Raw genomic sequence first — 9606 nt, forward strand, 5'->3', positions numbered from 1 at the left:
CCGTCTCACCGACCCGGCGAGACCGGCCTTGAGCCGATCGTATGCGTGGTCTAGTGACACGGCGCGACATCCCGGGCGGCGCGGGGCCTGAGGGCCTCGGCTAGTTCGGGCCCGATGGTCGTGACGTCACCCGCCCCCATCGTGAGTACCAGATCACCCGAGCGCACGGTCGATGCAAGATACGGGACCACATCGGCGCGATGCGGAAGGTACGCGACCTGCGTACGGGGATGCTCTCGGAGCAGCGCATCGAGGACGGTCTTACCCGACACGCCGGGAATGGGCGCTTCGCCGGCACTGTAGACGTCCATGAGCACGGCGCGATCGGACGGTCCAAAGGCGTTTGCGAAATCAGCTGCAAGCGCTTGCGTGCGCGAGTAGCGGTGCGGCTGGAACAGAACCAGTACGCGCTCAAAGCCAAGGGGGCGCGAAGCCGTGAGCGTCGCCAGAACCTCGGTGGGATGGTGCGCGTAGTCATCAACGATGGTGACCCCGCCCACCTCTGCGATCAGATCGAAGCGGCGCCGGACCCCCGTGAACTCGGCGAGGGCAGCGCCGGCCTGCGCGAGATCGAGGCCGAGAACCCAAGCTGTCGCAAGCGATGCGGCCGCATTGGCGACCATGTGCTCGCCGGGAACTCGAGTCAGCGACTCCACCTTCATTCCGCCCGGTACCTCGACGGAGAAGCGGGTACCGACTCCGTCTCGAGCGAGGGATGCGCACCGAACGTCGCAGTGGTCCCCGAACCCGTAGGTGACGACGCGGCGATCCGAGGAACTCGCGAGCTCGACCAGGCGAGCGTCGTCCCCACAGATGACGAGAACCCCGTCCTCGGCGACTCGGGCCATGAACTCGCAGAACACGTCCTCGATGGCTTCCAGCGTGCCGTAGTGGTCGAGGTGGTCGGCCTCGACGTTGGTGATGATCGCGATCTTCGGATCGAGGTGCACAAACGACCCGTCGCTCTCATCGGCCTCGACGACGTAGTGCGCACCCGAGCCGTTGACGGCGTTGGTGTCGAAGCCATCGACCTCTCCACCGATGAGAAACGTCGGCGCCAGCCCCATACGGGACAGCATCGTGGCGACCATGGAGCTGGTGGAGGTCTTGCCGTGCGTCCCTGCCACGGCGATGGTGTCTCGCTCCCCCGCCAGGTGTGCGAGCATCTTGGCGCGTGGCCAGACCTCGGTACCGCGTCGGCGTGCCTCTGCAAGCTCCGGATTGGACTCCGGGATCGCGGAGGACACCACGACCACCTGCGGGTCACCGAGGTTCTCGGCTGCATGCCCGATGGCGATGGGCACCCCCGCTTCCTCAAGCGCGCGCGAGTAGCGAGACCGCTTGAGGTCGCTTCCCGTAACGCGGATACCGCGCTCGGCAAGGACCAGGGCGATGCCGCTCATGCCGGCACCGCCGGCACCTATGAAGTGCGCATAGACCTGCTCAGACAACGGAATCCTCCGTGGATCGATCGGTGATCGGGTGTGCGCCACCCGCAGCGACCTCTCGTGCCAGTGCAACGACGCGAGCTGCTGCGTCAGGCCTGCCGAGCGCCCGCGACGCGTCGGACATGGTAGCACGCCGATCCGCGTCGGAAAGCAGCCCGAGCACGACGTCACCGAAGCGTTCCTCGCCCAACTGCGCATCCGATACGATCTCGGCGGCGCCGTTCGCGACCATGGCCGCAGCGTTCTTGGTCTGGTGGTCGTCGGTGGCGTGCGGGTACGGTACGAGAACAGCGGGCAGCCCGAGCGCCGTGATCTCGGCGATGGACGTTGCGCCGGCCCGCGCGACGACCAGATCGCTCGCCGCCAGCAGCGAGCCCATGTCGTCAACGTAGTCGAGCACCTGCCACCGCCCAGCACCGTCGCCGCCCGCAGCCGCGAGTGCAGCACGAACGTCATCGACCTCGAGACGCCCTGCCACGTGAACGACATGCAGCCCGGGTACAGCGAGCAGCTTCTCTCGAAGCCCAATGAGCTCGCTGTTGAGATGACGCGCACCGCGGCTACCGCCGAACACAAGCAGTACGAGCGCGTCAGCAGGAAGTCCGTGCGCGGCCCTGCCCTGCGCCCGCTCTGCGGTCAGGACCTCGTCGCGAACGGGATTGCCCGTCAGGACGACGCGCTGGGGATGGGCGAAGGCTGCGGCGGACTCCTGGTACGTGACCGCAACACCGCGCGCCCAGCGAGAGATCGCCTTGTTGGCCATCCCGGGGACGGAGTTCTGTTCGTGCAGCACGATAGGAACTCGGCGCAGCGCGGCGGCAAAGCCGACGGGTATCGACACGTAGCCACCGAAGCCGATCACAACGTCAGGCCGCTGCCTGCCCATCCAGCGCCATGCCGTGACGGTGGATGCAGCGATACGGGCCGACGACGTCAGAAGCGTCCACGGGCGCGCGCGGTCGAAACCGCTCGCCGCAAGCCCGCGGAATGCGACGCCCGCCTCGGGGACGAGACGGGCCTCCAGCCCACCGGGTGTGCCGACGAAGACGACGTCGTCATGCTCGGCGGCGAGCCGGCCCGCCACGCTGAGCGCGGGGTAGACGTGCCCCGCTGTTCCGCCGCCGCTCATCCACACTCGCACGGTCACGCTCCTCGCGTCTCGGCGCGCTGCGCACCGCTCGGGGTGCATGCGCTCCGTATCTCGATACTGACAGAATCAGCCCCACAGAGAGCATTGTCACAAACATCGACGATCCGCCGTAGCTGACGAACGGCAACGGCTTGCCGGTAACCGGGAACACCGCGGTGACCGCGGCCATGTTCAAGACCGCCTGGAAGGCGAGCATGCCCGTCAGCGCACCGGCGACAAGCCGACCGAACGGATCGCGCGCGCCCATCGCAATGCGGATGCCGGCGTACAGCAAGATGATGAACCCGGTCACGATCAGGAGCGTACCGAGCAGACCGACCTCCTCGCCGATGATCGCGAAGATGAAGTCCGTATGCGCCTCAGGCAGGTAGAAGAACTTCTGCCGAGACAGGCCGAGTCCAACACCCTTGAGTCCACCCGTTCCGAACGCAAGCAGTGCCTGGATGGTCTGGTAGCCCTTGTCGGAGGGATCGAGCCATGGGTTCAGCGACGTCAGGACACGTTGGATTCGGTAGCTTTCAAGCATGATCGCCGCGACACCGAATGCGCCCAGCGCCGCCACCGCGCCGGCGATCCAACGCATCGGGATCCCACTGAGGAACAGCACCACCCCCACGCCGACCGCCAGCAGTATCGCGGTACCGAGGTCGGGCTGGCCGACGATAAGCGCAGCGGGGATCCCCACGTAGATCAGGATCTGCAACATGTAGTCGCGAGTCTCAAGCCGACCGCGCTGCCACTCAATCGCGAGTGCAGCCGCCACAAGCACGCACGCGATCTTCGCGAACTCGGACGGCTGCAGGTTCACGAAGCCAAGCGGGATCCAGCGACGCGCGCCACCGCGAACGACTCCCAGGCCGTACGTCACGATCAACAGCGCAACCGCTCCGTACCAGAGCCGCTTTCCGAACACCCCTTGGAAGCGGCGGTAATCATAACGAGACGCGACGTAGGCCAGCCCCATGCCCACAAGAACGAAAGCGACTTGGCGGATGAAGTAGTGCGTCGCCGAGCCTTCCTTCACCAGCGCCGATATCGAGGACGCAGAGTAGACCATCGTCAGGCCGAATGCGGTGAGAAAGAGGGCGGCCGCCAACAGTAGATAGCGCGGGACCGGGCCCCCTGCATACTCAGTGCGGCTCATCGTGCATCACCGGCGTCTCGCGCGCGCACAAGTACCTTAAACGTGTCGCCTCTGTGCTCGTAAGACCTGAACTCGTCAAAGGATGCGCACGCTGGCGAGAGCACGACGGCGTCACCCGACGATGCTAGGGCTGCCGCCTTCTCAACCGCATCGGCCAGATTCGCGGCGCACACGAACCGAACCGTCAGCCCCTCGAACGCCTGCGCGATCTCGTCGCTCGCCTCTCCGAAGGCGACAACCGCCTTTGCACGCTGATCGGACGCCCGCGCGAGACCGCGCATGTCGCTGCCCTTGTTGCGCCCGCCGAGCATAAGCACTATCGGCCGCTCGCCGAACGCGGTGAGGGCCTTGAGCACTGCATCGGGATTCGTCGCCTTGCTGTCGTTGAACCACTCGACGCCATCGATCTCGGCGACGGGCTCGAGACGATGCTCGATGGGCTCGAAGGTCCGAAGCCCCTCTCGGATGCCCTCGATGCCGGCACCGACGGCGTGCGCGGCTGCAGCTGCAGCCAGGGCATTTGCGACGTTATGCGCGCCGTGGATCAGTAGCTCGTCTTCGAACACCAGGCGAATGGGCCCAGCAGGAGAGTCGAGTTGCAGCATCCGGTCAGTGACGGTCGCGCCCCCTGCCTCGGTAACGGATCGCCCCACCCGAACGACGTCGATGCCGCGCGCCTCGACGAGAGTGGCATACCCCGCCGAACCCGGATCATCGACGTCGATGACCGCGATATCGCCCGTACTGAGGTTCTCGAACACACGAGCCTTCGCATCGGCGTACGCCTCCAGCGACCCGTGGTAGTCCACATGGTCCGGGGTGACGTTGAGCAGAACCGCAACACGCGGGCGGAATGCGGCGATGTTGGAGAGTTGGAACGACGAGACCTCGGCGACGAGCACCTCATCGGCACACGCCTGCTCGACGGCCTCGATAGCCACCGTGCCGATGTTGCCCACGGTGCGAGCGGGAATCCCTGCGCACTTGAGGAGATGGGCGACCAGCGAAGTGGTCGTGGTCTTCCCGTTCGTGCCGGTGATTGCGACCCACGACTGCGACGAACGGCCGAAAGCAAATTCGATCTCGGACACGAGCCTTTCTGATGCTGCCCGAGCGGCCTTCAGTATCGGCGCGTGCGGGGGAATTCCGGGACTGGCGATCGCCAGATCGTAGTGACCTTCGATGATGTCCGTGCCCAGAACGACGCTGACCCCGCGTTCGCGCAACTCATCTGCGATGGCGTGCAGTGCCGGGGTGTCCTTCGAGTCCACGGCTGTCACGGAGTGCGCCTCGCCTGTCGAGACCATGGAGGCCGCGTAGCGTGCAGACCCGATGCCCGACGACCCGAGACCAACCACCAGGATGTCGTTGGCGGTGATCACTTGTGCTTCGCCACAACAGTCCCGATGAAGTACATCGCGAAGCCGGCGCCCGCAAGAATCCCGGTGATGATCCAGAAGCGCACCATGACCTTTGTCTCGGACCAGCCCTTCATCTCAAAGTGATGGTGCAGCGGTGCCATGCGGAAGATCCGCTTACCCGTCAGCTTGAACGACGCGACCTGCAGCACGACCGAGAGCGTCTCGGCGACGTAGATGCCACCGATGATGAGCAGGAGGAGTTCCGTCTTGGTGATCACTGCAAGCGCGGCGAGCGCCGCACCCAGACCAAGCGAGCCCGTGTCACCCATGAAGATGTCGGCGGGGTAGCTGTTGTACCAGAGGAATCCCACGCAGGCGCCGGCGACCGACGCCGCAAAGAGCGCGCTCTGCAAGGTGTTCTGCCTGAACGCGATAGCCGCAAACACGAGTGTCACGATGGCGACCGTGCCCGCAGCAAGCCCGTCGAGGCCATCGGTCAGGTTCACGGCGTTGCTCATGGCGACGATCATCACCGCGACTAGTGCCAGGTACAGCCACGGGATGGTGATCAGGAAGCCGCCGATGGCGAAGGCCGAAGAAAGGCCCCCGAGGTCCACTTTGTACGTCGTCGCCGGGATGCTGACCCAGGTGGGGAGGTGCGCCCAGTTCACGGCAAGCAGCCCGAAGCCAACCGCTACTGTGCTCTGCCAGAAGAGCTTGGCGCGCGGCCTCAGGCCCAAGGAACGCTCGTGACTGACCTTGGACCAGTCATCCACGAAGCCGAGAATCCCACATGCGAGCATGGCAAGGAGCGCGAGTAGCGAAAGCCTCGTCGGATTGCCGAGGAGCAAGAAAGTCGCCGTGACGACAAGCAGGATGAGTACGCCACCCATGGTGGGCGTGCCCTGCTTGACCAGATGCCCCTGAGGGCCGTCGGCGCGCACCTGCTGCCCGATGTTGCGCACCCGGAGCAGACGAATCCACAGGGGGAAGAGGATGGCCGCACCAACCATTGAGGTCACGACCGCAAGAAACACCTGGTAGGTGGGGTACTGTGCGAATCTGATCATCTCGCGGCCAGCTCCTCTCGGGCGACCTCTCGGTCGTCGAAGTGGATGGTCCGGTCCGCGAATATCTGGTAGTCCTCATGCCCTTTGCCGGCGATCAGAACGGCGTCGCCGGGGCCCGCCAGCGCAAGGGCCCGACGGATGGCCTTGCGGCGATCGACCTCGACCACATAGTCGAACTCGCCGCCGCGCATACCATCCTCGACCTGAAGGATGATGCCCACCGGGTCCTCTGAGCGTGGGTTATCGCTTGTGACGACCGCAGTGTCGGCACCGCGGGCCACGGCGGCGCCCATGAGCGGTCGCTTTGCCGGGTCGCGGTCTCCGCCGCAACCGAACACGGCGATGACCTTACCTTCGGTCACCTGACGGACAGCCGCGAGGGCCTTCTCGAGCGAATCGGGTGTGTGGGCATAGTCGACAACTACAGAGAACGGCTGGCCGCAGTCCACGCGCTCGAGTCTTCCGGGAACCTGGGGTGCCGCCTCGAGCCCGCGGACCACGGTCTGGAAGTCGACGCCGGCCGAAAGTGCGCACGCGGCGGCGACAAGTGCGTTGCTGACGTTGTATGCACCGGCCAACGGCAGTTCGATGTGTGCTCGGCCGTGCGGAGTCACCAATTCGAACGCTGCCCCGCCGGCAAACAGCCGCTCGTCCTCGGCACGCACCAGCGCTGCGGAGTCCCTACCCACCGTAACAGCCTCGGGCAGCTGCGCCGCAAGCCCACGACAGTACTCGTCGTCGATGTTGATGACTGCGGTGCAGACCTCAAAGTCGGTGAACAGCCGACGCTTCACACTCGCGTAGGCCTCGATGGTCTGGTGATAGTCGAGGTGGTCCTGAGTCAGATTGGTGAAGGCCGCCACCGCGAACCGCACCGCGTCGATGCGGTGCAGGTCGATCGCGTGGCTCGACACCTCCATGGCGACCGCAGAAACGCCCTCATCGCGCATCTCGGCAAGCAGATGCTGCAGGTCTCGGGATTCGGGCGTGGTGTGGCTCGCATCGAGTGTGCGATCCCCGATGCGCGTCTCGACGGTGCCGATGACTCCCGTCGTGTGCCCCGCCTCCCGCATGATCGCATCGACCAAGTACGTTGTCGTGGTCTTGCCGTTCGTACCCGTGATTCCGATGACCGCCATCGATGCGCTCGGGTCGCCCTCGAAACGGGCCGCGATCCTCGCAAGCGCCTCGCGGGAATCGACGACGACGAACTGCGGCACACCGATGCCCGTGAGCTCACGCTCGACGACCAGCGCGACCGCGCCTCGGGAGACGGCATCTGCCGCAAAGTGGTGGCCATCGTGCGAGAAGCCGCGAACGCACACGAACAGGTCGCCCGAAGACACTCGATCGGAGCGATATGCGACACCGGAAACGGCAACGTCAGCAGCACCGAGCGCGATGGCGCCGGTGCCCTCAAGAAGACTCATGATCGTTCGTTCAGTCACACACGCTCCATGCTTGTCGACCAGCGATTCTAGCACGCATATCACTGGTCCCCGGTGGGGGTTCCCGTGCCGTCAGATGAGCCGCCGGCACTTGCCGTGACATCCTTGCTGCCCGCAGTACCTGCGGCCTTCTTCTTGACCTTCTTCGCCGGCTGCGGCGTGGTGGGCGGAATCTTGAGGTGCGACACCGAGAACTGCGCGAGCTTCGAAAAGACCGGCGCGGCGATGGTGCCACCGTAGATGGCGTTGCGGGGCTGATCGAGCTTCACGCAGATCAGCACCTGAGGGTCGTCTGCCGGAAGATACCCGATGAACGATCCGATGTAGGTTCCGCTCGCGTAGCCTCTGCCATTGCCGAGGGCTACCTGTGCGGTACCGGTCTTTCCCGCGACCAGATAGCCGGGAACAGCCGCGAACGTACCCGTCCCCTCGGTCACGACCTTCTGCATCATCTTTGTCGTCGACAGCGCCGTCTTCTCGGAGATGGCCCGCTTGCGGGGCCACGTGCGATTCGCGCTGGGATCCTGCGGCACGTCGAAGAGGAAGTGCGGTGTGACCAGTTCACCGCCGTTGGCGATCGCCGAGACGGCCCTGCACAACTGCAGCGGAGTGGCCGACACCCCCTGGCCGAACGGGATGTTGGCGATCGAGCTGTCAGACCACAGGCTCGGAACCGGGAGCCAACCGCGCGCCTCGCCCGGGTAGTCCACACCGGTGGCCTCGGTCAGCCCGAACTTGGAGAACGAGTCGTAGAGCCCCTGCTTACCGAGCTTCATGCCGACCTTGACCGCTCCCACGTTCGAGGAGTGCGTCAGGATCTGCTCGAGCGACCAGGTAACCGCTCCTCGACCATGCGACTCGTGGATCGTGCGTCCGGCCACGCGCAACTCGGAGGGCAGGCCCATCTTCGATGAGGGCTTCATCAGCCCCTTCTCGATCACCGCCGCCGCCGTGAGAACCTTGATGGTCGATCCCGGTTCATAGGCATTGGACACCGGAGCGTTGCGGTAGGCAGACGGCTTGGCGTCGCCGTAGTTGTTCGGATTGAACCCAGGAGTTGACGCCATCGCGTAGATCTCGCCGGTGTTCGGGTTCATGACGATGACCTCGCCGCTCTTGGCCGCCCACTTCTTGACCGCCCGGGCCAGCTCGATCTGCGCGTGATACTGAATGTCCTTGTCGATTGTGAGCACGATGTCATGCCCATCGACCGCATCGACGCTCTTCTGGACGCCACCCGGAATGAGGCGTCCGTACGGGTCTCTCTCTGCAAGCAGAACGCCGGCCTTACCGGCCAGCAGGCCGTCGTAGCGTTTCTCGATCCCCGCGAGGCCTTCGCCATCTATCCCGACGAAACCCAGCACCTGGCATGCGAGTTCGCCTGACGGGTACATCCGCCGAGAATCATCGAGGAAGCCTATGCCCGTGAGCTTGAGTGCCTCGAGTTGCTTTGCTTGGTCGACATCCACCCGACGCGCGATATAGACGAAGCCGGAATCGCGAGAGAGCTTCTCCTCGTAGTCAGCCGGCTTTCCGCCGAGTACCGATGCGAGCGCAGCCGCGACACCTGCCTTGTCCTCGATCGTGTTCGGAGATGCGAAGATCGTCGATGCCGCGATGCTCTTGGCGAGTGGTTCGCCCTCGCGGTCGTAGATGGTTCCGCGGCGAGGCGAAATCTCGATGTCCCGCAGCCGCTGGTTCGACGCCCTGGCGGTGTAGTCCGCGGAGCGGACGACATGCAGCCACACCAGCCGCACGCCGATGAGCGAGAGTGCTATGCCGAAGAAGGCAAGAAGGATGTGGAATCGGCGGCTCTCTGGCGATGCCGTACGCCGCTTAGCCACGCCGCCTCCTATCCGACTCTCATCTCGACGACGCGAGGCCGACATCGCCAACAAGAAGGACGCGGGCCTCACTGCCCGCGACCGCTACCGCGGTTGCAAGCGCCCTGGACAGACCGGTCTGCTCGGCAGGCGCACTGGATG

The 9606-nt window shown here is 65.1% G+C and carries 7 protein-coding genes; all 7 read right to left on the reverse strand.

The features are described from left to right. Positions 1 to 50: 50 nt before the first annotated feature. From HGB10_08095 to HGB10_08125, 7 genes are read right to left on the reverse strand one after another with little or no spacing between them, the layout of a single operon-like run. Positions 51 to 1403 carry a UDP-N-acetylmuramate--L-alanine ligase gene (locus HGB10_08095; protein ID NTU71762.1) on the reverse strand — a complete coding sequence of 451 codons (1353 nt, stop codon included), beginning with the start codon at positions 1401 to 1403 and terminating at the stop codon, positions 51 to 53. Between the two features lie 40 nt (positions 1404 to 1443). Continuing rightward, positions 1444 to 2589: an undecaprenyldiphospho-muramoylpentapeptide beta-N-acetylglucosaminyltransferase gene (gene murG, locus HGB10_08100; GenBank protein ID NTU71763.1), complete on the reverse strand. Its 1146-nt coding sequence runs from the start codon at positions 2587 to 2589 to the stop codon at positions 1444 to 1446. Next, complete coding sequence (ftsW, locus tag HGB10_08105) at positions 2504 to 3742, reverse strand: putative lipid II flippase FtsW (GenBank protein ID NTU71764.1); 1239 nt, start codon at positions 3740 to 3742, stop codon at positions 2504 to 2506. The genes murG and ftsW overlap by 86 nt, the downstream gene beginning before the upstream one ends. Further along, entirely contained in the window at positions 3739 to 5124 is a 1386-nt protein-coding gene (murD, locus tag HGB10_08110; protein ID NTU71765.1) for a UDP-N-acetylmuramoyl-L-alanine--D-glutamate ligase, read from the reverse strand. Before murD ends, ftsW begins: the two co-directional genes overlap by 4 nt. After that, positions 5121 to 6173 carry a phospho-N-acetylmuramoyl-pentapeptide-transferase gene (locus HGB10_08115; GenBank protein ID NTU71766.1) on the reverse strand — a complete coding sequence of 351 codons (1053 nt, stop codon included), beginning with the start codon at positions 6171 to 6173 and terminating at the stop codon, positions 5121 to 5123. Before HGB10_08115 ends, murD begins: the two co-directional genes overlap by 4 nt. Then, positions 6170 to 7603 (reverse strand): UDP-N-acetylmuramoyl-L-alanyl-D-glutamate--2,6-diaminopimelate ligase, encoded by a 1434-nt coding sequence (locus HGB10_08120; protein NTU71767.1) that lies wholly within the window; start codon positions 7601 to 7603, stop codon positions 6170 to 6172. Before HGB10_08120 ends, HGB10_08115 begins: the two co-directional genes overlap by 4 nt. A 59-nt stretch (positions 7604 to 7662) precedes the next feature. Beyond that, positions 7663 to 9465 (reverse strand): penicillin-binding protein 2, encoded by a 1803-nt coding sequence (locus HGB10_08125; protein ID NTU71768.1) that lies wholly within the window; start codon positions 9463 to 9465, stop codon positions 7663 to 7665. Between the last annotated feature and the right edge of the window lie 141 nt (positions 9466 to 9606).

Source organism: Coriobacteriia bacterium, from assembly GCA_013334745.1.
Taxonomy (GTDB): Bacteria; Actinomycetota; Coriobacteriia; order Anaerosomatales; family JAAXUF01; genus JAAXWY01.

What these genes read in the sequence shown, in the direction of transcription:
- HGB10_08095 (NTU71762.1), bottom strand. Translation starts at nt 1,403, where the DNA reads ATGAGCGGCATCGCCCTGGTCCTTGCCGAGCGCGGTATCCGCGTTACG.
- ftsW (NTU71764.1), bottom strand. Translation starts at nt 3,742, where the DNA reads ATGAGCCGCACTGAGTATGCAGGGGGCCCGGTCCCGCGCTATCTACTG.
- HGB10_08115 (NTU71766.1), bottom strand. Translation starts at nt 6,173, where the DNA reads ATGATCAGATTCGCACAGTACCCCACCTACCAGGTGTTTCTTGCGGTC.
- HGB10_08120 (NTU71767.1), bottom strand. Translation starts at nt 7,603, where the DNA reads ATGAGTCTTCTTGAGGGCACCGGCGCCATCGCGCTCGGTGCTGCTGAC.